The sequence below is a fragment of the Pseudomonas sp. Irchel s3a12 genome (assembly GCF_900187485.1).
In the GTDB taxonomy this organism is placed as follows: Bacteria; Pseudomonadota; Gammaproteobacteria; order Pseudomonadales; family Pseudomonadaceae; genus Aquipseudomonas; species Aquipseudomonas neuropathica.
In genome coordinates this window covers 158347-184174 of the sequence record NZ_FYDN01000001.1, presented here as the reverse complement: position 1 = coordinate 184174, position 25828 = coordinate 158347, and the positions used below count along the sequence as shown (strand labels likewise).

Genomic DNA, 25828 nt, shown 5'->3' with positions numbered 1-25828 from the left:
TGCGCGGCGGCAGACATCTCGTTGATCGCCGTGGCAACCTGATCGGTCTCGTGGCGCTGACGCTCCATCGCCTGATCCGAACGCTGGGCCTGATCGGACACTTGCGTCACCAGACCGGTCAGTTGCGTGGTCATCTCGGTGATCTGCCGCACCAGACCATGAATCTTGTCGACGAAACGGTTGAACGAGCCCGCCAGTTCGCCAAGTTCATCCTGGCTGGTGATGTTCAAGCGACGCGTAAGGTCGCCCTCACCCGCTGCAATGTCGTCGAGGTTGGCTTTCATCAGGGTCAACGGACGCAAAATGGTATTGGCCAGCAGCATCCCTGCCGCCGCGATCACCAACAGCACCACCACCGCGACGCCGACGATGCTCAGCACCACGCCTTGCATACGTTCCTGCACCTGCGCTTCGACCAGTGCCACTTGCGCTTCGATGCCGTCGAGGTTGACCGACGTACCGACGGCCATGTCCCACTTCGCCAGGTATTCGGTGTAACCGAGCTTTGGCACCAGCACGTTGGCGTTGCCCGGCAGTGGCGAGCTGTATTGCAGATAGTGGGTGCCGTCCTTCGCCACTTTCACCAACCCGAGATTGACGTAAACGCCATTCGGGTCGCGGTTGTCCTTGAAGCTTTTGCCCACGCCTTCGGGGTCGTTGGCTTTGAACAGGCGCACGGTCTCGGAGTCGTAGCCGAAGAAGTAGCCGTCCTTGCCGTAGCGAATGCCCGAGAGCAGTTTGATCGCCTGCGCCCGCGCCTCAACGTCACCCGGCGCGGCCGCGTCGTACAGCGGTTTGATCGTGGTCATGGCCACGGCGACGTAGCTTTGCAGAGTGGCTTTGGCATCGCCGAGCAGGCGCTCGCGGGTCTGTTCGACCTCTTTGTGCGCCTGTTCCTGGAGGATGAACAGCGTGGTCAGGCTGATGACCAGGGCAAAGAGCAACACCGGGAGAACGGCGAGGGAGAGGACTTTAGCCTTGAGGCTCAGGCGCATTGTGGGGGCTCACTCTTTTGGTTTTATTGGCGTGGTTAAAGGCTTTAACGGCACGCGCAAGCAAAAGTTGAGCTTCGGTATGAGGATCGTTCCCACGCTCTGCGTGGGAATGCAGCCCCGGACGCTCCGCGTCCAACAACGTGACGCAGAGCGTCACAAGAGGCATTCCCACGCAGAGCGTGGGAACGATCACCGGAGAGGGTTCAGAGGACCATCGCGGCCACCCAGCCGAACGCCAGCAACGGCAGGTTGTAGTGCAGGAACGTTGGCACGACGGTGTCCCAGATGTGGTGATGCTGGCCGTCGATGTTCAGGCCGGAGGTCGGGCCGAGGGTCGAATCCGACGCTGGCGAACCGGCGTCGCCCAAAGCACCGGCGGTGCCGACGATGCAGACAATGGCGATCGGGCTGAAGCCCAGTTGCACGCACAGCGGTACGAAAATCGCCGCCAGAATCGGCACTGTGGAAAACGACGAACCGATGCCCATGGTCACCAGCAACCCGACCAGCAGCATCAATAGTGCACCGATGCCCTTGCTGTGATTGATCCACGATGCCGAGGATTCAACCAGCGTCTGCACTTCGCCAGTGGCCTTCATCACCTCGGCAAACCCGGAGGCGGCGATCATGATGAAGCCGATCATCGCCATCATCTTCATGCCCTCGGTGAAGAGGTCATCGGTCTCGCGCCATTTCACAATGCCCGACACCGAGAAGATCAGGAAACCGACCAGCGCCCCGATAATCATCGAGTCCAGCAGCAGTTGCACGATGAACGCAGCAGCAATCGCCACACCGGCAATCATCAGGCTCAGCGGGTTGTACTGCACCGCCACTTGCTCGACCTGCTCGATCTTCGCCAGGTCGTATACGCGCCGCTTGCGATAGGTGATGAACGCCATCGCCAGGCCGAAGACCATGCCCAGCGCCGGAATGCCCATGGCGTGGGTGACATTGATACCGCTGATGTCGACACCGCTACGGGCAACGTTGGCCAGCAGGATTTCATTGAGGAAGATGTTGCCGAAGCCCACTGGCAGGAACATGTACGGCGTGATCAAACCGAATGTCATGACACAGGCGATCAAGCGGCGGTCGAGTTGCAGCTTGGTCAGCACATAGAGCAGCGGCGGCACCAAGAGCGGAATGAACGCAATGTGGATCGGCAGAATGTTCTGCGAGGCAATCGCCACTACCCACAACAGGCCAATCAGCAGCCATTTGACGCTGCCACCGCCGGTCGAGTGCTGGCGATCGACCATTGCCAGCGCCTTATCGGCCAGCGCATGAGCCAGGCCGGACTTGGCAATCGCCACGGCGAAAGCGCCGAGCAAGGCGTAGGACAACGCCACGGTCGCGCCGCCGCCCAGGCCGCTGTTGAACGCCTTGAGCGTGGCGTCGATGCCCAGACCACCGGTCAGGCCGCCGACCAGCGCGCCGACGATCAAGGCGATCACTACGTGCACGCGGGACAGGCTGAGGATCAGCATGATGCCGACTGCCGCTATGACTGCGTTCATTTCACTTCCTCGAAAAACACTGCGATGGAAAACACATCGCCAGACAGGATGAGTCCGCCAACGGAATACCGGCGGATTTGCAAAGAGGGTCTTATTAGAAGGGCGCGCACTGTGCCGCAGCGAACTTCCCTTGTCAAAGCCAACACCGCCTCCAGTGATCGTTCCCATGCTCTGCGTGGGAACGCCTCACTGGACGCTCTGCGTCCGCTTTGGGACGCGGCGCGTCCCGGGCTGCATTCCTTTGCTGCGCGTGGGAACGATCAAGAACAGGGTTTCCAGCCTCCGCATGCGGCAATTGGTCATATTGTGTTTCAAGGATAAAGAAAGCCGAAACGCGGCCGTTACAGTGCAAAGTCTCAGATATTTATCGAATAAGGACGTCTCCATGTCGCTCAGACAACTTTCCATCCAATGGAAAATCACCCTGCTCGCCGGCCTCTGCCTGGCCGGTATCGTGACCCTGTTGGTAGGTCTTTCGCTGTATCGCATGGAGCACAGTTCTGAACTGGTGAAAGCTTCGAGCATGGAAATGCTCACCGAGTCGGCGCAAGCGCGCATCGAATCGCAAGGGGAAGTGCAGGCGGCCGGCATTCGCCAGCAGTTCATGGACGCCTATCAGTACGGTCACGGCTTCTCGCGGCAGGTACTGTTTCTGCGCGAGCAGGCCGAGAAGCGTTTCCTCGATGCCTTCGACCTGCGTGAAGACATGACCCGTCAGGTCAAATCCGCGCTGCAAGCCAACCCGGACCTGCTCGGCCTGTCGCTGGTATTCGAAGCCAACGCGCTGGACGGTAAGGACGAACTGTTTGCCGGTCAGGCTGAACTCGGCAGCAACGACAAGGGCCGTTTCGCCCTGTACTGGTCGCAACCGACCCCGGGCAAAGTCACCTCCATGGCCCTGCCGGAAAGCGACATGGCCGACACCAGCACCGGCCCCAGCGGTCAAGCGGCCAACGCCTGGTTCACCTGCCCGCGCGCCACACTCAAGCCGTGTGTAATCGAACCGTACTTCTACGTGATCGACGGGCAAAACGTGCTGATGACCAGCATCGTCTTCCCGCTGATGGTCAACGGCAAAGTCATCGCCTCGCTGTCGGTCGACATCAACCTCAACAGCCTGCAAGCGATCAGTCAGGCCGCGAGCAAAAAGCTCTATGACGGCCAGACCGCCGTGAGCATTATCAGCCCCGCCGGCCTCCTCGCCGGTTACAGCCGGGATGCCGGCAAACTCAGCCAGCGTCTGGATGCCGTCGACAAGATCAGCGGCGCCGAACTGCTGAGCAAACTGGCTTCCAGCACCAGCGTCAGCAGCCTGCACAGCAACGGCCAGTTGAAAGTGCTGTCGCCGTTCCAGCCGATTCCCGGCGGCCCTTCGTGGGGCGTGCTGCTGGATGTACCGGAAAAAGTTCTGGTCAGCCGCGCCGAAGCGCTCAAGCAACAGCTGGACGCGAGCAATAATTCCGGCACGTTGATCGAACTGAGCCTTGGCGTGCTGGCGGCGTTGATCGGCCTGCTGCTGGTGTGGCTGATGGCGCGCAGCGTGACCAAGCCGATCCTCGGCGTGGCGCACATGCTGGAAGACATCGCCAGCGGCGAAGGCGATCTGACCCGCCGTCTGGCCTACGACAAAAAGGACGAACTCGGTCAGTTGGCCGGTTGGTTCAACAAGTTCCTCGACAAGTTGCAGCCGATCATCGCCGAGGTGAAACGCTCGGTGCAGGATGCGCGCAACACCGCCGACCAGTCCTCGGCCATCGCCACTCAGACTAGTGCTGGCATGGAACAGCAATACCGTCAGGTCGATCAGGTCGCCACCGCGTCCCACGAGATGAGCGCCACTGCACAAGACGTCGCCCGTAGCGCGGCACAAGCTGCCGAGGCGGCCAAGGATGCTGATCGCGCTACCCGTCAGGGCCTGACCGTGATCGATCGCACCACGGCGAGCATCGACACCCTCGCTGCCGACATGAGTGCGGCGATGGTGCAAGTCGAAGGGCTGGCGGCCAATAGCGAGAAGATCGGCGCGGTGCTGGAAACCATTCGCGCCATCGCCGAGCAGACCAACCTGCTCGCGCTCAACGCCGCGATCGAAGCGGCGCGTGCTGGTGAAGCCGGACGTGGTTTTGCCGTGGTCGCCGATGAAGTCCGCAACCTCGCCCGCCGCACGCAAGAGTCGGTGGAAGAAACCCGTCAGGTGATCGAGCAACTGCAAACCGGCACGCAGGATGTAGTCGGTTCGATGGGCAACAGCCACCGTCAGGCTCAGGGCAGTGTCGAACAAGTCGGCCAGGCGGTGACTGCGCTGCGTCAGATCGGCGATGCGGTGACGGTGATCAGCGACATGAACCTGCAGATCGCCAGCGCCGCTGAAGAGCAAAGTGCGGTGGCGGAAGAGATCAATAACAACGTGGCGACGATCCGCGATGTGACAGAGTCGTTGTCCGGGCAGGCGAATGAGTCGGCGCGGGTGAGCCAGTCGCTCAATAGCCTGGCGAATCAGCAGCAGAGTTTGATGGATCAGTTTCGCGTTTGATTCGCAGGTTGTGGGGTGTCAGTGGGATTCCCCCCTCACCCCAGCCCTCTCCCCCCAAGGGGGGCGAGGGGGAAAGGGAGCCGATCTTCATGTCATTCAAAACCTGAGTTCGGCTCGGTATTTCAGATCACGGAAGGCTTTCAAAACCTGAGTTCGACTCGATATCTCCGGTCCCAGGAAGGCTTTCAAAACCTGAGTTCGACCCGATATCTCCGGTCCAGGGAAGGCTTTCAAAACCTGAGTTCGACCCGATATCTCCGGTCCAGGGAAGGCTTTCAAAACCTGAGTTCGACTCGATATCTCCGGTCCCGGGAAGGCTTTCAAAACCTGAGTTCGACCCGATATCTCCGGTCCCGGGAAGGCTTTCAAAACCTGAGTTCGACTCGATATCTCCGGTCCAGGGAAGGCTTTCGGAACCTGAGTTCGGCTCGGTATCTCACGTCGGTGTACCTCGAACAAACACCTCGGTCAGTCCCCTCTCCCTCTGGGAGAGGGTTAGGGTGAGGGGCTTTTAGAGGCTCACCGCCGAGGCAACTCGATCACCACTTTCAACCCGCCCCACTCACTCTCGCCCAACACCAGCAACCCGCCCCACGTATCGACGATGTCGCGCACAATCCCCAGCCCCAACCCATGCCCGTGGGTCTGCTCATCCAGCCGCGTACCGCGACTGAATACCTGAGCGCGCTGTTCCTCGGGAATCCCCGGGCCGTCATCTTCCACGCTCAGGGCGAATCCATCCGTACGTTCAATCACACTCAGACGCACCTCGGCGTCCGCCCACTTGCAGGCGTTATCCAGAAGATTCCCCAACAGTTCGAGCAAATCCTCGCGATCCCACGGCAGTTGCAACCCCGCTGGCGCGACATAACTCAGCGCCAAATGCTCGCCATGAATCATATTCAACGTCGCCAACAACCCCGGCAGCTCCGCATCGCAATCAAACAGCGCCCCCGGCAGTGCATCACCGGACAGCCGCGCACGGTTCAACTCGCGATTGAGCCGTTGCTGCACCTGCTCCAGCTGTTCCTTGAGCACCTTGCGCAACTCGGGATGCGCATCGAGTTTTTCACTGGCGACCAGGCTCAACAACACCGCCAAAGGCGTTTTCAATGCATGCCCGAGATTGCCCAAGGCATTGCGTGAACGCTTGAGGCTGTCTTCAGTGTGCGCGAGCAAATGGTTGATCTGCGCCACCAGCGGTTCCAGTTCCACCGGCACCTGATCATCGAGTTGCGAACGCTGGCCCTGCTGCAATTGCGCGATCTGCTCACGAGCCCTTTCCAGCGGTTTCAGCGCGCGGCGCACGGTCAATCGCTGCAAGAACAGAATCAGTAACAATGCCGCCAGACCAAGGCCGAGGCCGATCTGGCGCATGCGCTGAAAGCTCTCGCGCACGGGGGTGTAATCCTGCGCGACGCTGATCGAAATCGACTGGCCCAGGCGCCGATAATCCGAGCGCAGCACCAGCAACTGCTGACCGTCCGGCCCCAGTTGCAGATTGCTGTGCAACCCGGGATGGTCGAGCAGCGGCAGGTCCTGATCCCACAACGAGCGTGAACGCCAGTGGCTGTCGGCAAAATCGATACGGAAGTAGTGCCCGGAAAACGGCCGCTGGTAGGCCGGGGACAGATGTCTTTCATCCAGTTGCAGCCCTTGTGGGCCACGGACCAGCGCCACCAATAGGCTCTCGCTGTCGTTGCGCAGGCCGGCTTCGAGGTAGCGCTGCAAACCCACTTCGAACAACCACAGACTGGTTTGCGCCACCACCACACCGACGACCACCATCACGCTGATCAAACCCAGGCTCAAGCGGCGCTGGATCGACCTCACGAAGCCTGCCCGCCGAACAGGTAACCCTGGCCGCGACGGGTTTCGATCACGCTTTTGCCGAGCTTGCGCCGCAGGTGGTTGACGTGCACTTCGAGGACGTTGGAATCACGCTCGGTTTCACCGTCGTAGAGGTGTTCGGCGAGATGGCTTTTGGAGAGAATCTGCTCCGGGTGCAGCATGAAATAACGCAGCAGACGGAACTCGGCGGCGGTCAGTTGAATATCGGCGCCGTCGCGCACCACGCATTGCCGACCCTCGTCCAGATGCAGACCGGCCGCCTGCAATGTCGGCTGATTGGCCTGGCCTTTGGAGCGGCGCAGCAGCGATTGAATGCGCAACTGCAGCTCTTCGGGGTGGAACGGTTTGGTCAGGTAATCATCGGCGCCGGCCTTCAGACCTTCGATGCGCTCGGCCCAGGAATCACGCGCGGTGAGAATCAATACCGGAATCGCCAGACCGCCGGCGCGCCACTGCGCCAACACCTCAAGCCCCGGCACACCCGGCAGGCCGAGGTCGAGAATGATCAGGTCATAGGGCTCGCTACTGCCCTGATACAACGCATCACGACCGTCCGCCAGCCAATCGACCGCGTAACCTTGTCGTTGCAGGCTGGCGAGCAATTCGTCGGCCAGCGGTACGTGGTCTTCCACCAAAAGCAAACGCATCGATCAATCTTCCTTGTCTTTCACAAGTTCGCCGGTATCGGCCTTCAAGTGCAGCTCACGGGCGACACCTTCGACGGTCAGCAACTCGACTTCATAAATATAGACGTCGTGTTTTTCTTCCAGCTCGACTTCCAGCAGTTTTGCGCCGGGATAGCGATCCAGCGCCTGCTGCAGCACTTGCTCCAGCGGCAGGATCACGCCCTTCTCACGCAGACTCAGGGCTTCGTCCTGATCGAGGTCACGCGCCATCGCGGCCGAGCAGAAAATCACCAGCGCCAATGCCGTACGGCTGGTGGCGCGAACATTAACCTTCATTACTTATCCTGATGATCCTTGAGAACCTGCCCAGTCACCGCGTCTAATTCCAGATCCCAATCGACGCCCTGCGGATCGCGCATTTCGATCTGGTAGCTGTACTTGCCGTACTCTTCTTCCAGCTCGGTTTCAGTGATCGTCGAACCCGGGTGTTTGTCCAACGCGGTGGCGTTGAGCTTCTCGAAGGAGACGATAGTACCAGCGTCGCGCAGACGCAGGGCTTCGTCAGGGCCGAGATCGCGGGCATGGGCAAGGCTGGCAGTGAAACCGATAATCGAGGCAATGGACAGGGCAGTCAGGGTTTTCATGGTGTCTCCATATTTTTATGTGTTGCATACGGTGGGCACCTTAGCGGGATGAACTTAACTGAAACTGAATTGCCATCATTGCTCCAGCTCAATACATATCCCCGCGTAGGAGCTGCCGAAGGCTGCGATCTTTTGATCTTGTCTTTTCAAAACAAAATCAAAAGATCGCAGCCTTCGGCAGCTCCTACAGGATTTTGTAACATGTGCTTATAATTGTTCGCTTGCTAACGATCGAGACCGGTATGACCGCCATCCACATCAAATTCCCCGCCCTCACCCTCAAAGCCGGCCCACGCGCCATGGCGCGCATTCGTGCCCAAGGCTTGAATGCCGCCGACGTCGGCACCCTGCCCGGCGCTGCCGGTGGGCCGAAGGCGTTGGGGATTCAGGGGCTGGATCTGGCGCTGTTCGGTGAATGGCTGCCCAGCGCGCCGCGCGAGCGTTCGCTGATCGGCGCCTCGGTCGGTTCCTGGCGCTTCGCCAGTGCCTGCCTGCCGGACGCCGCCGAGGGCCTCCGGCGTCTCGGCCATCTGTACGCCGAGCAGAACTTCAACAAAGGCGTGACCATGGCCGAGATCAGTCAGAGCTCGCAGCGCATGCTCCATGACCTGCTCGACGGCCGCGACGCGAGCATCCTCGACAACGCGCATTACCGCCTGAACATCATGGTGGTGAAAAGTCAGGGGCGCCTGGCTGATGACCATCGCGGTCGCCTGGGTCTGGCGCTGGGTTCGGTGATCGCCGACAACTTGCGCGGCCGCGCGCGCCTGTCGCGACACTTCGAACGCTTGATCATCCACGACCCACGCCTGGCCCCGCCGGTGAATGCGCTGAACGACTTCCCGTCGCGCTTCGTCGCCCTGAATGCCAGCAACCTGCGTCAGGCCTTGCTCGCCTCGGGTTCGATCCCGATGGTCATGGAAGGTGTACGGGATTTGCCGGGCGCCGGTGCTGGCACTTTCCGCGATGGTGGTCTGCTCGATTATCACCTCGACCTGCCCTACAGCGGTGACGGCATCGTGCTCTATCCGCACTTCACCGACCGGGTCATTCCGGGCTGGTTCGACAAGACCCTGCCGTGGCGCAAGGCCTCGGTGGAGCGCTTGCAGGACGTGCTGCTGCTCGCGCCGTCGAAGGAATATCTGGCGCGCCTGCCCTACGGCAAATTGCCTGACCGCAACGACTTCAAGCGCTTTATGGGCGATGCAGCGAGCCGGCAGAAATACTGGCACGCAGCGATGGACGAGAGCCGCCGCTTGGGCGATGAATTTCTTGAACTGACTGCCAATGGTCGCCTCGCCGAGCGCTTGCTGACCCTTTAGTCAGCACGGTCAAACACAAGCTGATAAACTCGCCGCCTGCCCGAATCGCTGCGGCGAACGCCATCTGAACAGAGCCGAAAATACTGTGGAAATCTTCAAGGAATTTACTTTCGAATCCGCCCACCGCCTGCCGCACGTCCCGGACGGCCACAAGTGCGGGCGTCTGCACGGTCACTCGTTCAAAGTGGCGCTTCACCTCAGCGGCGACCTCGATCCGCACACCGGCTGGATCCGCGACTTCTCTGAAATCAAGGCGATCTTCAAGCCGCTGTACGAGCGTCTCGATCACAACTACCTGAACGACATTCCCGGTCTGGAAAACCCGACCAGCGAAGTACTGGCCAAATTCATCTGGAATGAAATGAAGCCGTTGCTGCCGGAACTGAGCGCGATCCGTATTCACGAGACCTGCACCAGCGGTTGCATCTATCGCGGTGAGTAACTTCTGAAACCCAGATACTCCTGTGGGAGCGAGCCTGCTTGCGAAAGCGGTGTGTCAGCCGACATTGATATCGACTGACACACCGCTTTCGCGAGCAGGCTCGCTCCCACAAGGAAACAGTGATTTGCCAGAGAACAGCCTTCACGGCTGTTTTTTTACGCCTATGCTTTTTGGCTCCCACCCGCCAAGAGGACAGGCCCATGACAGACTGGCTGCTGGATCAGGTCTTTGACTTCAACGGCCGACAGGTCCGCTATGCCGTGCGCGGCGATGGCCCGCCGCTGGTGTTCGTGCATGGCACGCCGTTTTCGTCATACGTGTGGCATCGGATCGCACCGCACTTTTTCGCCACGCATCGGGTGCATTACTTCGATCTGCTGGGCTACGGGCGCTCCGAGCAACCGGACGCCGATGTCTCCCTCGGTGTGCAAAATCACCTGCTGACGCAACTGCTCGATCACTGGAATCTGCAACGCCCTGACGTCGTCGCCCACGACTTCGGCGGCGCCACCGTGCTGCGCGCACATCTGCTAAACGGCAGGGATTACCGCAGCCTGACCCTGATTGATCCGGTCGCGCTGACACCATGGGGTTCGCCATTCGTGCAGCATGTGCGTCAGCATGAAGCGGCGTTTAGTGGCATCCCCGACTACATTCAGCGCGCCATCGTGCCGACCTATATTCGCGGGGCGATTCACCGGGATATCCCCGACGACGAACTCGCACCCTATGTGCAGCCGTGGCTTGGCGATCCGGGGCAAGCGGCGTTCTATCGGCAGATTGCGCAGATGGATGAGCGCTATACCCGAGAAGCAGAAAGCCTGTATCCAACGATCCGCTGCCCGGTACAGATTCTCTGGGGCGAGCAGGATCAGTGGATTCCCATCGAGCGTGGCCGCGCGTTACATCAAATGATCCCGGGGTCACGATTCCACCCGATTGCCAACGCCGGACACCTCGTCCAGGAAGACGCCCCCGAAGCCATCGTCGCCGCCCTGCTGCGCTTCCTCTGACCTTGATCGTTCCCACGCTCTGCGTGGGAATGCCTCAACGGACGCTCCGCGTTCGGCTTTGAAGTGGGGCGCGGAGCGTCCCGGGCAGCATTCCCACGCAGAGCTTGGGAACGATCAAAAACAAGATCAAAAGATCGCAGCCTTCGGCAGCTCCTACATTGGGGCTCCGGTGTATTCAGGTGCACTGTTTTCGCGCTTGCCGACGCGACTCGTCTATACATAACCCGCGCCATCCGGCATTTGGCACGACCACTGCAACCCTCCCCCGCGTCTCCTCCACTCCAGCAAGGACCGCCCCATGACGCAGAACGATCCCGGCAACGATTACCCCCTCAGCGAAGTCCCCATGCATGCACGCAAAGGCCTGGCCTCGACGGCGATGGTGCTGCTCGGTTTCACATTTTTCACCGCGACCATGTTTGCCGGCGGCAAGCTCGGCGTGGCGTTCAGTTTCGCCGAGATGATGGCGGTGATCGTCGTCGGCAATTTGTTACTCGGTTTGTATGCGGCGGGCCTGGGTTACATCGCCTTCAAAAGCGGCCTCAACTCAGTGCTGATGGGGCGCTTCTGCTTCGGCGAAGTTGGCAGCAAGCTCAGCGACCTGATCCTCGGTTTCACCCAGATCGGCTGGTACGCCTGGGGCACGGCGACGGCTGCCGTGGTGATCGGTAAATATTTCAATCTCGACGAAAGTACGGTGCTCGGCCTGATGGTCCTGTTCGGTCTGCTGTTCTGCGCCACGGCCTACGTCGGTTATCGCGGACTGGAGATTCTGTCTTACATCGCGGTGCCGGCGATGATGTTGCTACTGATGCTGTCGATGTGGGTGGCGACGGTGAAAGTCGGCGGTTTCGAAGGTTTGCTCAGCGTCGTCCCGACAGGTTCGCTGGACTGGTCGACGGCGATTACTCTGGTGTTCGGCACCTTCGTCAGCGGCGCCACGCAGGCGACCAACTGGACACGCTTCTCGCGCTCGGCGCGGGTGGCGGTGCTGGCCAGCCTGATCGGATTCTTCATCGGCAATGGCCTAATGGTGCTGATCGGTGCGTATGGCGCCATCGTCTACCAACAACCCGACGTGGTTGAAGTGCTGCTGTTACAAGGTTTCGCCATGGCCGCGATGGCCATGTTGTTGCTGAACATCTGGAGCACCCAGGACAATACCATCTACAACTTCGCCGTCGCTGGTTGCAATCTGCTGCGCACCGGCCGACGTAAAACCGTGACCCTCGCCGGTGCGGTGATCGGCACTCTGCTCGCACTGCTGGGCATGTACGACATGCTGGTGCCTTACCTGATTCTGCTCGGCACGGTGATTCCACCGATTGGCGGGGTGATCATGGCGGACTTCTTCTTCCGTTGGCGCGGGCGTTATCCGCGCCTGGCCGACGCACGGTTACCGGCGTTCAACTGGCCGGGACTCGGGGCCTATGCGGTCGGCACCGTCGCCGCGTTCAGCTCGCCGTGGGTCGCGCCGCTGGTAGGGATCGCTGCTGCCGCGCTAACGTATGTCATCGTCACCGGCGTACTCGGCGCTCGCAGCGCGACCGCGCCACTACAAGACTTATAAAAAGGACTCGCCTGATGCACATCATCAACGCCCGTTTGCGCAACCAGGAAGGTTTGCACGAATTGCACCTTGAAGACGGTCTGATCCGCAGCATCGCCCGGCAGACCGAAGCGCCGACCCTTGGCCCGGATGACCTCGATGCCGGCGGCAATCTGGTGGTGCCGCCCTTCGTCGAACCGCACATTCACCTCGACGCCACGCTGACCGCTGGCGAGCCGCGCTGGAACATGAGCGGCACATTGTTCGAAGGCATCGAGTGCTGGGGCGAGCGCAAGGTCACCATCACCGAAGAAGACACCAAGACCCGCGCGAAGAAAACCATTCAGGCCCTGGCCGCCCACGGCATCCAGCACGTGCGCACCCACGTCGACGTCACCGACCCGCAACTCACCGCGCTCAAAGCCATGCTCGAAGTGCGCGAGGAGAGCCGTCACCTTATCGACCTGCAAATCGTCGCGTTCCCGCAGGAAGGCATCGAGTCGTTCCGCAATGGCCGCGAGCTGATGGAAGAGGCGATTCGCATGGGCGCCGACGTGGTCGGCGGGATTCCGCATTTCGAATACACCCGCGATCAGGGCGTGAGTTCGGTGAAGTTCCTGATGGACCTGGCCGAGCGCACCGGTTGCCTGGTCGACGTGCATTGCGACGAGACCGACGACCCGCATTCGCGCTTCCTCGAAGTGCTCGCCGAAGAAGCGCGCAGCCGCGACATGGGCGCGCTGGTCACCGCTAGCCACACCACGGCGATGGGTTCCTACGACAACGCCTACTGCGCCAAACTGTTCCGTTTACTCGGCCACTCCGGGATCAGTTTTGTCTCCTGCCCGACCGAGAGCATTCACCTGCAAGGGCGCTTCGACAACTTTCCCAAACGCCGTGGCGTGACCCGCGTGAATGAGCTGCTCGAAGCCGGCATGAACGTGTGTTTCGGTCAGGATTCCATCGTCGACCCGTGGTATCCGCTGGGCAACGGCAACATTCTGCGAGTGCTTGAGGCGGGGCTGCATATTTGCCACATGCTCGGTTACCGCAACCTGCAAAGTGCGCTGGATCTGGTCACCGACAACAGCGCCAAAGCCATGCACTTGGGTGAGCGTTACGGCCTGGAACAGGGGCGTCCGGCGAATCTGCTGATTCTGTCGGCGGACAGCGATTACGAGGTAATTCGTAGTCAGGGGCTGCCGTTGTATTCGATTCGTGGCGGCAAGGTGTTGATGAAGCGGCAGATGCCGGTGGTGGAATTCAGTACCGCGCTGAGCTGAGACTTGTGTTGAGGCCGATGGCCCCATCGCTGGCAAGCCAGACTCCCACAGGGTTTGATGCTGAACACAAAACTGAGTACAGCCACTATCCACTGTAGGAGTGAGCCTGCTCGCGATAGCGGTGTATCAGGCGATATTATGTTGAATGTATTTCCGCTATCGCGAGCAGGCTCACTCCTACAGGGTTATGTGTTTGAACATACTATTTGTGTTCACCACAAAACCCTGTGGGAGTCTGGCTTGCCAGCGATGGCGGTTTTGAATTCAGCCCATCAGCCGCGCCGTACCAAACAATCTGACCCGCACTAATTCTCCGTCCGCCTCTTCCAGCAAAATCGGCGCCGTGCCACCGGGCATGACCACTTGCACTTCTCCCGCCGCGACCCAACCCACTCGCCACGCCGCGCAAGCCACCGCACTGGCGCTGGTCCCGGATGAAGCCGTCGGCCCTTCGCCACGCTCGAACACCCGGGCGAGGATTCGCTGCGGCGACTCCAGCACCGCCCATTGCAGATTGACGCCCGCCGGGCACGGATCACCGCCACCGGTGGGCATGGCGTAGGCGATTGCAGTCAACCCTTCGCTCAGGGGGGATTCACGCATCGGCTCGTTGCTCGGCAACGCCGCTTCGTCGGCGAGCAGGGTTACGCAATGCGGGTTGCCGATGCGCACGAACTGGCTGTGCGCCCACTCGCAATCAAGTTGTGCCAAGGGCGCGACGTGGCTCACGTCCCGACCGTTGAACTGAAGGCTCTCAACCACCTGCGCGCCCACGGCATCCGGCCCGAATCGCGGTTGGCCGAGATCAAGCCAGAAACCTCGAACGCCTTCGACTTCAGCCGGTTTCACCGAAGTCTCCACCGCGCCACCCTTGTCGTGATGCACGCGCACCAACGCACCCTCCTCCGGCATCAAGCCTTGCTCGGTCAGCGCCTGCGAGAAAATCGTCAGGCCGTTGCCACTGCGCTCGGCGAGGGTGCCGTCGGTGTTGACGATCAGCACGTCGAATGGCGGCGACGTCTGGAACGGTCCGATCAGCAGGCCGTCGCTGCGGTGGGATTTGCTGTTCGCCGGGCGCTGGCCTTCGGGCCAGTCACAGCAGAGTTTGATTGCAGCCGCGCTCCAGGACTGACGCGACGAGGCGCATTCGGTGGCGCCGGATGGCAAATCGATGCCCGCCTCGCGTAATTCGGTGGGCGAGATCACGCCATAGATATTGCCGCGTGCATCGTAGAATTGCGTCATCAGTGTTTGCCCCTGTCGCCGAAGAAGGCCACTGTAAAACGCAATCCCTTGTGGGAGCGAGCCTGCTCGCGAATGCAGTGTGTCAGTCGATATATTTTTCAGCTGACACTGCGCCTTCGCGAGCAGGCTCGCTCCCACAGGGGGATGTCCATGACCGCTTATTGGTGAGTCTCTGTTCCCACAGGGTAGGATGTTGTCTGTACTTCCCCGAATGGCCGGCGATCGAACCTCGTCGCTGAATCACTGTCCTTCGGGGACGCGAAGTTTTTTGCCAAGGATCGATATGACCAGCCTCAACCCCCAAGACACTTTCGTCCCCGGACGCCTGCAACAGATGTCCACGCGCATCGCCTTTTTCATCGCCGGGCTCGGCATCGCCGCGTGGGCGCCCTTGGTGCCGTACGCCAAGGCCCGCGCCGGACTGGATGAAGGCACGTTGGGGTTGTTGCTGTTGTGCCTTGGCGTCGGTTCGATTCTGGCGATGCCGCTGGCGGGGATTCTGGCCACGCGCTTCGGCTGTCGGCGCGTCGCTACCGGCGGCACCTTGTTGATCTGCGCGGCGCTGCCGTTGCTGGCTACGGTGTCGTCGATACCGGCGTTGATCGCCACGCTGTTCATGTTCGGCGCCGGCCTCGGCACGGTGGATTCGACGGTGAACCTGCAAGCGGTGATCGTCGAGCGCGCCAGCGGCAAGAACATGATGTCGGGCTTCCACGGTTTGTTCAGTCTGGGCGGGATTGTCGGCGCAGCGGGTGTCAGTGCCTTGCTCGGCCTGGGTTTAACGCCACTGGCCGCGATGCTGGTGGTGGTTGTCGTGCTGATCGCGGCATTGTTCAAATGCGTGCCGCACATGCTGCCCTACGGCAGTGAAAGTTCCGGACCGGCATTCGCCATCCCTCATGGCATCGTGCTGTTTATCGGCGGGATGTGCTTCATCGTGTTCCTGACTGAAGGCGCGGCGCTGGACTGGAGTGCGGTGTTTCTGGCGCAGGAACGCGGGATCGACACGGCGTACGCAGGGCTGGGTTATGCGGCGTTTGCATTGACCATGACCGCCGGACGTTTGATGGGTGACCGGATTGTGCGGATTGTCGGTGCAACGCGGATCATTTTGTTTGGTGGTCTGTTGGCAGCGGCAGGCCTGTTTCTGGCGACATTCGCGCCAAGCTGGGAAGCGGCGCTGGTCGGTTACGCGTTGGTCGGCGCTGGTTGCTCGAACATCGTGCCAGTGCTGTACACGGCAGTGGGCAAGCAGACGGTGATGCCGGAAAGCATCGCGGTGCCGGCCATTACCACGCTGGGTTATGCAGGGATTCTGGCGGGGCCGGCGGTGATCGGCTTTGTCGCCCATGCCAGCAGTTTGAGCCTTGCCTTTGGCTTGATGGCGGTGTTGTTGGTGGCAGTGGCCATCGGCGGCAAAGTCCTGAAAGTCTGAAGCAAAAGATCGCAGCCTGCGGCAGCTCCTACAGGAACGCATTCCAATGTAGGAGCTGCCGCAGGCTGCGATCTTTTGATCTTATGCTTTAGAAGCCGACACTGGCCTGCACAAAGAACGTGCGCGGCGCGCCGACATACATCCCCGAGTTGTTGTCGCTGGAACGGGTGAAGTACTGCTTGTCGAAGACGTTCTTCACCCCGGCGCCCAGTTTCAAATTCGACACCTGCGGCCCGAAGTCATAACCCCCACGCACGTTCCAGGTCACGTAACCCGGGATGTCGCCATATTGCCCATCTGCCGTGCCATCGGTGATGTAGTTGCCGTTGAAACTGCCGTCGGCGTTGACACCGGTGCCCGGCGAGCGCTGTTTCGACTGAGCGAAACCGTCGATGTTGTAGGTCCAGCGGTTGATGTCGTAACGCAACCCGACGGTCGCCACCTGCCGCGAATAGAACGGCAGATCACGGCCCTTGAAGCCCGGAATCTCACCTTCGTAGGTCGCACGGGTGTAGGTGAAACCAGCGTTGGCGGTCAAACCGTCTAGACGTGGATCGAGCGCCGCCATGTCGTAATGCACCGACGCTTCAAGGCCCTGGTGCTTGGTCGCGCCGAGATTCGTCCAGCCGACATCGTTGCTGATGTATTGCAGCTCGTCATCGAAGTCGATGTAGAACAGCGTCACTTCCCCGCCCCACACATCGTCGTTGTAGCGCGTGCCGATTTCGTAGGTCTTGGCCTTTTCCGGCTCCAGACCGTTGGCGGTCTGATCCCCCGAACCACCCTGGCCGAGCTGGAAATACTGCAGGCTGCCGAACGAAGTTTCGTAGTTGGCGAACAGTTTCCAGGCGTCCGACAGGTGATACATCACGCTCAGCGCCGGCAACGGTTCGTTGCTCTCGATGCTGCGGTTTTTCGCCTGCACCGGTTTACCGGCCGTGTCGAGCACGGCGCGGTCATGCCAGTCGGTGCTGATGTGTTCGAAGCGAATGCCCGGGGTGATGGTCCAGTTGCCGACGTCGATCTTGTTGTCGAGGTAGACCGAATTGACCTCGGTGCCGCCCGTGCGGTCCTGGAACACATGGCCGTCGGAGGTCGGCGTGAGCACCGGCTGGTTGTTGACCAGCGCCACACGGCTCGACGATTCGTGCATCGCCTCTTTCAGGTAGCGATAACCGACGCTGACTTCCTGCGTGGTCGGGCCGACATCGAAGACCCGCGACACCCGTGGCTCGATACCCAGGGTGTAGTAGGAGCGCGGATAGGAGCTGAGGGTTTTCTGGTCGCGGGCGGCGATGGTGCTGCCACGGAAACTGTCGGTGTAATAGGTGAGGATTTCCGCTTGGGTGCGTTCGTCGATCTGGCGGATCCACTTGAACGACACGTCTTTGCGCCGACCGGTGAACTGGTCGTAATCACGCACCGAGTCGTACGGTTTGGCGTCGTACTGCTTCTGCGTCAGACCGCCGGGCATGTCGGCCGTAGCGTCGTAGTAGTGAAAGTTGAGGCTGAAGTCGTCCTGATCGGTCGGCGCCCAATGAGTCTTGAGCAGCACGTCGTCGATGTCGTTGCCGTTGTTGCGCTCGCGGTAACCGTTACCGTTGACGCCGGAATACAGCAACGCCACGCCCATGCCATTGTCGGCGGTGCCGCCGAGGAACGCGGTGTCGATGTGTTTCCAGCCACCGTACTGGGTGGTTTCCAGGGTGGTGCCGATTTCACCGGTGGCTTTTTCCGGGATCGCCCGGGTGACGAAGTTGATCACGCCGCCGACGTTTTGCGGCCCATAACGCACCGAACCGGCGCCGCGTACCACGTCGATGCTGTCAAGATTGCCCGAGGAAATCGGCGCCATAGACAGTTGCGGCTGGCCGTATGGGGCAAACGCCGCCGGCACGCCATCGATCAGCACGGTGGAGCGCGGCGACAGACGCGAAGTCAGACCGCGCACGCCGACATTGAGGGAAATGTCACTGCCGCCGGTGCCGTTGGAGTCCTGCACCTGCACGCCCGGCACACGCTTGAGCACGTCACTGACGTTCATTGCGCCCTGTTCAACCATCGCTTCGCGGCGGATCACCGTGCGCGCGCCGGGGTGGTTCTGCACCACGGCGGCGTTGGCATCGCCTAGCCAGTCACCGACCACTTTGATGTCGGTCACGCCCAGTTCCAACGGGCCGTTGCTGGCGGTGGAGGTTGCGGCAGGCGACAGCGTCACCGAACCTTCGTTGATCTGATAATCCAGACCACTGCCCTGCAGCAATTGGCGCAGCGCCTGCTCCGGGGAGATATCACCATCGACCGCCGGGGCCTGTTTGCCGGCGACCAGATCCGGGCTGAAAAACACTTGCAGCGATGTCTGCTGGCCCAGTTCGCTCAGGGCCTGGCCCAGTGGCTGCGCACGGATATGAATGGCTTCACCGGCGAACGCCAGCGGCATGCCAGCGCTGACCGCCAGCGCAAGAGCCAGCGGCAGCCAAGGGGATTTTTTGTTGTTGGCAGGGGTGTTCTTCACGTCGTACGTAGTCCTGTGAATCGCAAGAGTGTGCGGCTGTTAATGCAAACCAGTTGCAGTTGTACAGGAAGACGCTGAACTCGAAAAAAACCTGAATTTTATTTTGAGATTATTTCCTGACTGCCATCGGCAAGGGTGCGAACGGCCACCGGCAGGATGCTCGGCAAGGCTTTGAGCAAGGCATCGGTGTTGTCGGATTTGAACACGCTGGTCAGCCGCAGACTGGCCACGGCCGGGTTGGTCACGGTCAACGGCTTCTCACGATAGCGCGACACTTCGGCCGCGACTTCGCTGAGGCTGGCGTTGTTGAACACCAGTTTGCCGCTGCGCCATGCCGTCAGTTCTGCTGGATTGACCGAGTAGGCGGCGGCGACTTTACCGTGTGCATCGACAGAGGTGCCGAGGCCGGCGGTCAGGTTGATGAATTGATTGTGCGGCGCATCACGCCCCTGCACTTTCACTGTGCCCTGCTCAACCGCCACGCGGGTTTGCGTGACGTCGCGGCGCACATCAAAACGCGTGCCGGTGACCGTGACCTTGCCGCTGCCGGCCTCGACCACGAACGGTCGCGAAGTGTCGTGCGCGACGCTGAACATCGCCTCACCTTCACTTAACTCGATCAGCCGCCGATCCTGTTCAAAGCGCACCTGCAAGCGGCTGCGGCTGTTCAAATCGATCACCGAACCGTCCGGCAGTGCCACATGTTTGCGCTCGCCCAACGCCGTGGCGAACTCGGCGCGGTAGCCGCCCGGATGATTCAAGCCACTGAACAAGCCCAGCCCGAGCGCCACCGCCAGCACACTCGCAGCCACGGCATAACGCAACAACGGACGGCGTTGGCGACGGTTCGGCGGGGTTTCAGCGAGGGCTTTGAGGCGTGGCGCCGGGAGCAGATCGGCCGCCGACCACAAGCCCTGCAGCAACTGAAATTCGTCACGGTGCTGCGGATGTTCATTCAGCCAGGCGTCAAAGCGCTGCTGCTCGTCGGCACTGACGGCCGGCTCCTGCAAACGCACAAACCAGCGAGCCGCGTCATCGCGCACCGTTGTTTGCCCGCACGCGCAATCACGAATATCCATCATGGAATGTCCTGTTGGGCTGGGGATGAAAAACTGCGGCGGTTCATGACTGCAATCCGTCGAGGCGATCACGCAGATGCCGAAGGGTGCGGATCATATACTTTTCGACCATGTTCTTGGACAGCCCCAGGCGTTCGGCGATTTCGGCCTGGGTCAGGCCTTCGATCTTCTGCCAGACAAAAATCTTCCGGCAATTGACCGGCAACTCGCTGAGCGCCCGTTCGATGGAATCGGCCAGCTGGATCGCATGCATGTAATGCTCAGGGTCGCCGATTGACGACTCACTGTGATCGATGTCCTGCGACTCCATAGCGCCGCGCCGATCCTCACGCCGATAACCGTCGACCGCGATATTGCGCGCGGTCTGGTGCAAATACGCCCGTGGCTGCTGCACCGCCGCCGAATCCGACTCAAGCACCCGCACAAAGGTGTCGTGCGCCAGATCCTCGGCCTGCGCGCGATTGCGCAGGCGACGAGTCCAGGTGCCGATCAACTCTTCGTAGTGCTCGAAAAAGCCGGGTCTGCGGGGACGCATGGGGGTTTTGGCGGCGTGCTGAGGAAAGGGGCATGAATAGTAATGCTTCCTATTAAGGCGAAGCAATGGATTCCTCGACCGACCGTCCGGGTCACCTGTGCAGCTCAGCGTTTTATCGAAATCACCCCACTCATGTACTCATGCAGATCGCGCAGATCCTTAACGCTCCAGGCATGCGGCGGTATCTTTACGCCGTTCTCCTGCAACGTTTTCGGTATCAGGTTGCCGTTCGGGCGAAGGATGATCGACGACACAATCACGCCCGGGTATTCATTCAGGCGTTTTTTGAACGCGGAGGTTGTCAGGTCAGGTGTGGGCGGATTGCTTTTATGCGCCAATGGCCCGGTGCCCTTTATATCGGCGCCGTGGCACACAGCGCAGCGCTGCGAATAGAGATTTTTGCCGTTGCTGTTATCCGCGAAGGACACGGATGTTTGAGTGATCAGCAAAGTCCCGAGTAAAACGGCGGATGCTATTTTCATTGTTTGCCTCCATGGCATTTAAGAGGCGCAAGATAGTCGAGTTTTAACGCCCGGCGCAAAACCAAAGTGGGAGCGAGTCTGCTCGCGAAGGCGGTACATAAGTCACTCATTGCATTGACTGGATGGACGCTTTCGCGAGCAGGCTCGCTCCCACAGGGTTTGGTGGTGGATGCGGGTTCAAGTGCATCCATCACTGGCCAGTGAGTCAGCCTTTTTCGTCGATCCCGGCTTGCAGGGTCTGGGTGTCCAGATGCCCGCTAAGGGTAACCGGCCCGACTTTCAGGTTGCCGTTTTCCAGGGAAACCTTCGGTGCGTTTTCCTCAGCTTTATGCGGCAGATCCAGGCCTGCCTTCACGTCATAATCGCGGTTGCTCAGATCAGCACTGCTGACCTTCGAACCACCCAGATCGACCTTCCCTTGCGTCGCCGAAATCCGCGCGCCGGTCAGTTGTGTCGCGCCGCCAACTGCGAGGTTCACGCCTTGGCTGGCACTGATCCCGGACGCCTGCGCCACGCTGTTCTTGTGCGCATATTCCCCCTGCGCGTTCAGCGTCGGCTTGTAGTCGGTGCCGGCGAGCTTCTCTTTTTCGCTCGGTGGATTTTTCTTCGCGGTCAGGCCCAGATCGACATCGACCTTGGCGTGGTTGCTCGAGTCTTGACGGCTCTCGACGGTCAAATCACCCGCGACCTTGCCGCTGACAGTTTTCGCGTCGATCCGCGCACCCGCCAGCTGTGCATCAGCGGCGCTGTTCAACACCACGCTGTCAGCCTTGATCTGGCTGTTCTGCTGGGTGCTGCCTTGCAAGTAATCCACACCGACTTTCGCCCCAGCATTGAAACCGTGATCGCTGCTGGCCTTCTCATCTGCGGCGGTCGGGGTTTTGCTGCTCAGGTTGCCGCCGGCGTTGAGCGCGACATTCCAGTTATTGCGGTGGTCGGTGGACTGCGCCGATTCCTGCACATAGCCGCCCTTCTGCGCGTCGATGCTGACGGTCGGTGCGCTGACTTGCGTGCCTTGCAGGTGAATCGAATCACCGCTCAAGACGATGCCGTTCTGGCTGTTGAGTTGGCCACCGGTGAGGGTCTGCGACTGCTCGTGGACCCGACCGATATTGAAATTGCCGCTCAGATTGCCGCCCTGATCACGACTCTTCTCGCTGCTGGTTTTGCTGCCGCCGCCCTTCAAACCACCGCCGAGATTACTGCCGCTGGCGGTGTGGGTGTCGGTGGCTGCTTGCAGATCAAGTTTGCCGTCGGCGTGCAGATCGATGGCGCCAGCGCTGTCGATTTTCGTGCCTTGCTGCAGCTGATTGCCGCCGCTGCTCAACTGCACCGGACCGTTGCCGCTGATGCTCGCAACGTGAGCCTGGGTATCAGTGCTTTGCTTGCCGGTGTGATCGAGCTGGAAACCGGCGCCGAGGTCGACGTTGGTGCCATCGGTGCCCGGCAAGGTGCCGACCGTCAGCGAGCCATTGCCGCGCAGGCTGCTGTCATTGTTGCTCTGGCGGTCGTTGGCCTGATTCAGCGCCAGATCACCGCCGGTGTTGATGCTCACACCGCCCTGCCCGCCGTCGAAACGGCTGCCTTCGAACTGCGCATCACCGCCGATCTTGATGTTCACACCCTGGCTGCCGGCATAAGCGCCGACGACGGCGGTGGAACTGTCCTTGCTCGACGCACTGCTGCCACCCGCGCCGCTGCCAGCGACGTTCACGTCTTCACCGGTCTTGGTGTAGACGCGCACGTCGACCTTGGCATCCACCGCGTTAGCGCTGCTGTTGTGCGTGTTGCTCGCAACGTCGGCAAGCAGTTTGTCAGCGCTGATGTTCACTTGGCCGGCGCTGGCGTTGTATTGCGTGCCCTGGTCATGCAGCCTGCCAGTGGTTTTCACATCGACAGTGCCGCCGTCAAAACGGCTGACCACGGCGTTGCTGCTCTGCTCGGTTTTGCTGGCGTTGCCGTGACCGACCGCAACGTCGATACCGACATTCGGCTGACCGAGTTTGACCAGTGCGTCCTTGTCCGGCACCTTGCCGTTGAGCACGTCCTTGACCGCGCCTGCGATCGGCCGGGCGATGTCCTTGTACTCGACGTTGGCGCCGATGTCCGCCGACCAATTGCTGTCATTGTGCGTGCTGCTTTCGCTGTTGCTGGCCGCGCGATTGTCGATCTCGTTGGCGGCAACATTCAGACCGTTGCCAGCCTTGAGTTGCGAACCTTCAGTGGCGAGTTTGTCGGCATTGATGGTCAGGCCACCGCTGCTCTGCACACTCGTGGTCTGTGCGGTGGTTTTGCTGGTCGAATCCTGCGCAGTGCTGTGGGCGAAATCGACGCCACTGCCGGCACGGTCGAGGCCGCCGGTGTAGTAGAAACCACCGCCGGTGCTGGAGGTATCGGTCGAAGTTTTATGGCTGTCTGCTTCCGCGAGCAACGAGACGTTTTTGCCGCTCAGCGTGGTATCGCCAGCAGTGGATTTCACTTGCGCGCCTTTGAGCGTCACGTCACCGCCCGCCTTCACCTGCACACTGCCGCCGCTGAGGCTGGAGCCCTGCTGGGTGACGTCGTTGCGAGTAACCGTTTGCTGTTTGTCCTCGTAATGAATCCCGGCGCGATACTGCTCTGGCGTTTGCTCTTTGGCGTACGCATCGAAGCCACGGGTTTGCGTGGTGTCGCTGCTGTCGTGAGTGTTCTGCGCGGAATGCACATTGACGTCGCCTGCCGCGTCGGCTGTCAGCGCACCGTCAGCCTTGACCGTCGAGCCAGCCACCTCGATGTCCTTGGCGCTCTTGAGCTCGAGGTTGCTGTCGGACACCAGTTCACTGCGCACGGTGCTGCTGTCCTGGCTGTTCTGCCGCGACTCGTCCTTGGTGATGCCGAAGAACTTGCTGTCCTTGTCGTGGTTGTTGCTGTGCGAGGTGTCCTGCACACCATCGATCACCAGCGAACCCTTGTCGCTAATCACGCTGGCGTCGGTGCCGCCACGCACCTGGCTGCCGCTGATGCGCACGTCGTCAGCCTTGACGATCAGTTTGCCGGTGGCGTTGATTTTGCTGCCCTGATGCTGGGTCTTGCCCTTGTCGGCATCGCCGGTCTTGCCGAAGAAACCACCGCCGACCAAATCACCCGAATAGCGATTGTCGCTGCTGCGATTAGTCCGTGTGGCGGTGGCGATTTCCACTTGTTTGCCGGCCAGTTGCAGGTCGCCGGCGCTGCTCAACTCAGCGCCTTCGGAGCGCAACAGCGCGGCGGTTTGCAGGGCGATATTGCCAGCCTTCAACTGGCTGGTGACGCTGCGCTGTTCTTCGCTGCTGCTGTTCCAGTCGGCTTTCCACAGGTGTTTGCGGTGGTTGCCTTTATCGGTTTGCGTGTGGCTTTCAGTGGCGGCGGTCAGGCGCAAGTCGCCGCCGCTTCGTACATCGAGATTGTTCGCCGCTTCGACTTTGGCGGCTTTCAGTTCGGTGTCTTTGCCGGAGGCAAGTTTGGCGTCGCGGCTGGCAATGATCTGGCTGCCGTGCTGACGGGATTCGCTATCGGTCTGGGTACGGTCGTAGGTTTCCCAGGTGATGCCGATGGTGCTGTTGTTCCAGTTTTCACGCTTTTCCTGAAGCTTGCGGCTTTCGACCGTGGACAAAGTCAGGTTGCGTTTCGCCTCGACGGTGACGTCGCGAGCGCTGACATCAGCAGCGGCCAACGTCAGATCCTTGCTGCTGTGCAAGCCGACGTCGCCCTGACTACTGCGGATACCGGCGCGGGTCACGTCGAGGCTGTTGGCCACGGCTTCACCGCTGACACTCAAGTCACCGGCCGAACGAATCTGCACGCCGTCACGCCCGGCGACTTGTACCGCGCCCACCCGCACGCCCGCGCCTTCGGCGGTGCTGACAATATTGATGCGACCGGCCTGCATCGCGCCGAACAGGCTGGCGTCGATGCGTTGATCAGACGTGTTGCCCGCCGGATCCACGGCTTTCACCTGACCGCTGGCGTAATCCACCTGATTGCGTCCCACCGTGAGGTTCAATTGATCACGCGCAGTGATCGCGCCCTGACTGTCGATACGCGGCGCGATCAGGTTGATCGAGCCCTCGCCGTTGCGCAGGCCACCGCCCTGAATCTGCAACTGACCGCTGGCATCGCGGCTGTTCAGACTTTGCAGTTTGCCGTCGTTCAATTCCGGGCGACCGACCACCAGATTGGCATTCGGCGTATTGATGAAACTACCGCCATTGACCGAGATGCCGTTAGGGTTGGCCAGCACATAATCGGCGGGCCGGCCGAAGATTTCCTGCGCGCCATTGATGGCGGAAGGATTGCGGCTGATCACTTCGTTGAGGATCACGCTCGCCGCCTGCCCTTGCAGTTGCGGGTTGGCCGCCAGTTGCCCGGCCAGTTGCGATTGCCCGGCCTGCAAGGCGTTGTTCAGCACCAGGCCTTGGCGGTCGACGTTGTAGTCGAGGAACTGGTTATGCGACAGGCCCGAACCGTTGGGCGCGACGATGTTGACGATGGGCACACCGCCCTGGGTCTGCAATTGCGCGGTGCCGCCGGGCCCCGGTGCGACCACGACGCCGCCGGCCATCGCGCTGGGCAGGTGCACGGCGAAGAACAGGCTGGCAATCGCCCAGCGCAATTTGCCCCGAGGGGAAAGATGAAATGCAAAGGTGTGTGCTGGCATAAAAACGTCTCCATGTGAGTACGGCATCACGTCGCGCGTTTAGTCTTGGCCGTGGCTGACGCGCTCAGATCCGACGGCTGTTTA

Annotated in this window: 18 protein-coding genes and 2 pseudogenes; 8 read left to right on the top strand and 12 right to left on the bottom strand. The window is 60.8% G+C overall.

What is annotated here, in order from left to right; all coding sequences use genetic code 11:
- Positions 1 to 218: 218 nt before the first annotated feature.
- Positions 219 to 995 (bottom strand): annotated as a pseudogene (locus CKW14_RS30345) (cache domain-containing protein); the annotation flags it as partial.
- A 203-nt stretch (positions 996 to 1198) separates the two neighbouring features.
- A complete protein-coding gene (locus CKW14_RS00895) occupies positions 1199 to 2515 on the bottom strand; it encodes a Na+/H+ antiporter family protein (protein ID WP_095050993.1) in 1317 nt (438 codons plus the stop codon).
- A gap of 166 nt (positions 2516 to 2681) precedes the next feature.
- On the opposite strand from CKW14_RS00895, the pseudogene CKW14_RS30340 reads away from it, so the two are divergent.
- Positions 2682 to 4190: pseudogene (locus CKW14_RS30340) on the top strand (HAMP domain-containing protein); the annotation flags it as partial.
- A 102-nt stretch (positions 4191 to 4292) separates the two neighbouring features.
- Positions 4293 to 5048 carry a methyl-accepting chemotaxis protein gene (locus tag CKW14_RS30335; RefSeq protein ID WP_371857720.1) on the top strand — a complete coding sequence of 252 codons (756 nt, stop codon included), beginning with the start codon at positions 4293 to 4295 and terminating at the stop codon, positions 5046 to 5048.
- Positions 5049 to 5567: 519 nt separating this feature from the next.
- Here CKW14_RS30335 and CKW14_RS00880 read toward each other — a convergent pair.
- The 4 genes from CKW14_RS00880 to CKW14_RS00865 are packed head-to-tail and all read right to left on the bottom strand — an operon-like array spanning position 5568 to position 8169.
- The gene (locus tag CKW14_RS00880) at positions 5568 to 6881 is read right to left on the bottom strand and encodes a sensor histidine kinase (RefSeq protein WP_095124416.1); all 1314 of its coding nucleotides are present in this window, start codon (positions 6879 to 6881) and stop codon (positions 5568 to 5570) included.
- Entirely contained in the window at positions 6878 to 7546 is a 669-nt protein-coding gene (locus CKW14_RS00875) for a response regulator transcription factor (RefSeq protein WP_038362523.1), read from the bottom strand. Before CKW14_RS00875 ends, CKW14_RS00880 begins: the two co-directional genes overlap by 4 nt.
- A 3-nt stretch (positions 7547 to 7549) precedes the next feature.
- The gene (locus tag CKW14_RS00870; protein ID WP_095050577.1) at positions 7550 to 7861 is read right to left on the bottom strand and encodes a PepSY domain-containing protein; all 312 of its coding nucleotides are present in this window, start codon (positions 7859 to 7861) and stop codon (positions 7550 to 7552) included.
- Positions 7861 to 8169 carry a PepSY domain-containing protein gene (locus tag CKW14_RS00865; RefSeq protein WP_095124415.1) on the bottom strand — a complete coding sequence of 103 codons (309 nt, stop codon included), beginning with the start codon at positions 8167 to 8169 and terminating at the stop codon, positions 7861 to 7863. Before CKW14_RS00865 ends, CKW14_RS00870 begins: the two co-directional genes overlap by 1 nt.
- 242 nt (positions 8170 to 8411) lie before the next feature.
- Here CKW14_RS00865 and CKW14_RS00860 point away from each other — a divergent pair, with 242 nt between their 5' ends.
- From CKW14_RS00860 to codA, 5 genes are all read left to right on the top strand, one after another.
- Positions 8412 to 9491: a hypothetical protein gene (locus CKW14_RS00860; protein ID WP_095124414.1), complete on the top strand. Its 1080-nt coding sequence runs from the start codon at positions 8412 to 8414 to the stop codon at positions 9489 to 9491.
- Positions 9492 to 9576: 85 nt separating this feature from the next.
- Complete coding sequence (gene queD / locus CKW14_RS00855) at positions 9577 to 9933, top strand: 6-carboxytetrahydropterin synthase QueD (RefSeq protein ID WP_007915588.1); 357 nt, start codon at positions 9577 to 9579, stop codon at positions 9931 to 9933.
- 200 nt (positions 9934 to 10133) lie between these two features.
- Positions 10134 to 10946: an alpha/beta fold hydrolase gene (locus CKW14_RS00850; protein WP_095050574.1), complete on the top strand. Its 813-nt coding sequence runs from the start codon at positions 10134 to 10136 to the stop codon at positions 10944 to 10946.
- Positions 10947 to 11244: 298 nt separating this feature from the next.
- Entirely contained in the window at positions 11245 to 12516 is a 1272-nt protein-coding gene (codB, locus tag CKW14_RS00845) for a cytosine permease (RefSeq protein ID WP_095124413.1), read from the top strand.
- A gap of 14 nt (positions 12517 to 12530) precedes the next feature.
- Complete coding sequence (gene codA / locus CKW14_RS00840) at positions 12531 to 13778, top strand: cytosine deaminase (RefSeq protein ID WP_095050572.1); 1248 nt, start codon at positions 12531 to 12533, stop codon at positions 13776 to 13778.
- Between the two features lie 264 nt (positions 13779 to 14042).
- Here the strand turns inward: codA and CKW14_RS00835 are convergent, their stop codons facing one another.
- Positions 14043 to 15023, bottom strand: coding sequence for a hypothetical protein (locus CKW14_RS00835; RefSeq protein ID WP_095124412.1), 981 nt, complete (start codon positions 15021 to 15023; stop codon positions 14043 to 14045).
- A 283-nt stretch (positions 15024 to 15306) separates the two neighbouring features.
- Between CKW14_RS00835 and CKW14_RS00830 the strand changes: the two genes are divergently transcribed.
- Complete coding sequence (locus CKW14_RS00830; RefSeq protein WP_095124411.1) at positions 15307 to 16458, top strand: MFS transporter; 1152 nt, start codon at positions 15307 to 15309, stop codon at positions 16456 to 16458.
- Between the two features lie 88 nt (positions 16459 to 16546).
- On the opposite strand, the gene CKW14_RS00825 is transcribed toward CKW14_RS00830, so the two are convergent.
- The 5 genes from CKW14_RS00825 to CKW14_RS00805 all read right to left on the bottom strand — a co-directional run bounded on the left by CKW14_RS00825 (position 16547) and on the right by CKW14_RS00805 (position 25744).
- The gene (locus tag CKW14_RS00825) at positions 16547 to 18973 is read right to left on the bottom strand and encodes a TonB-dependent receptor (RefSeq protein ID WP_095124410.1); all 2427 of its coding nucleotides are present in this window, start codon (positions 18971 to 18973) and stop codon (positions 16547 to 16549) included.
- A gap of 98 nt (positions 18974 to 19071) precedes the next feature.
- The gene (locus CKW14_RS00820) at positions 19072 to 20055 is read right to left on the bottom strand and encodes a FecR family protein (protein WP_095124409.1); all 984 of its coding nucleotides are present in this window, start codon (positions 20053 to 20055) and stop codon (positions 19072 to 19074) included.
- A gap of 40 nt (positions 20056 to 20095) precedes the next feature.
- Positions 20096 to 20587: a sigma-70 family RNA polymerase sigma factor gene (locus CKW14_RS00815; protein ID WP_095124408.1), complete on the bottom strand. Its 492-nt coding sequence runs from the start codon at positions 20585 to 20587 to the stop codon at positions 20096 to 20098.
- 104 nt (positions 20588 to 20691) lie between these two features.
- On the bottom strand, positions 20692 to 21069 hold the full coding sequence (locus tag CKW14_RS00810; RefSeq protein ID WP_095124407.1) for a cytochrome c: 378 nt from the start codon (positions 21067 to 21069) through the stop codon (positions 20692 to 20694).
- A 205-nt stretch (positions 21070 to 21274) separates the two neighbouring features.
- A complete protein-coding gene (locus CKW14_RS00805; protein ID WP_095124406.1) occupies positions 21275 to 25744 on the bottom strand; it encodes a hemagglutinin repeat-containing protein in 4470 nt (1489 codons plus the stop codon).
- Positions 25745 to 25828: the final 84 nt, after the last annotated feature.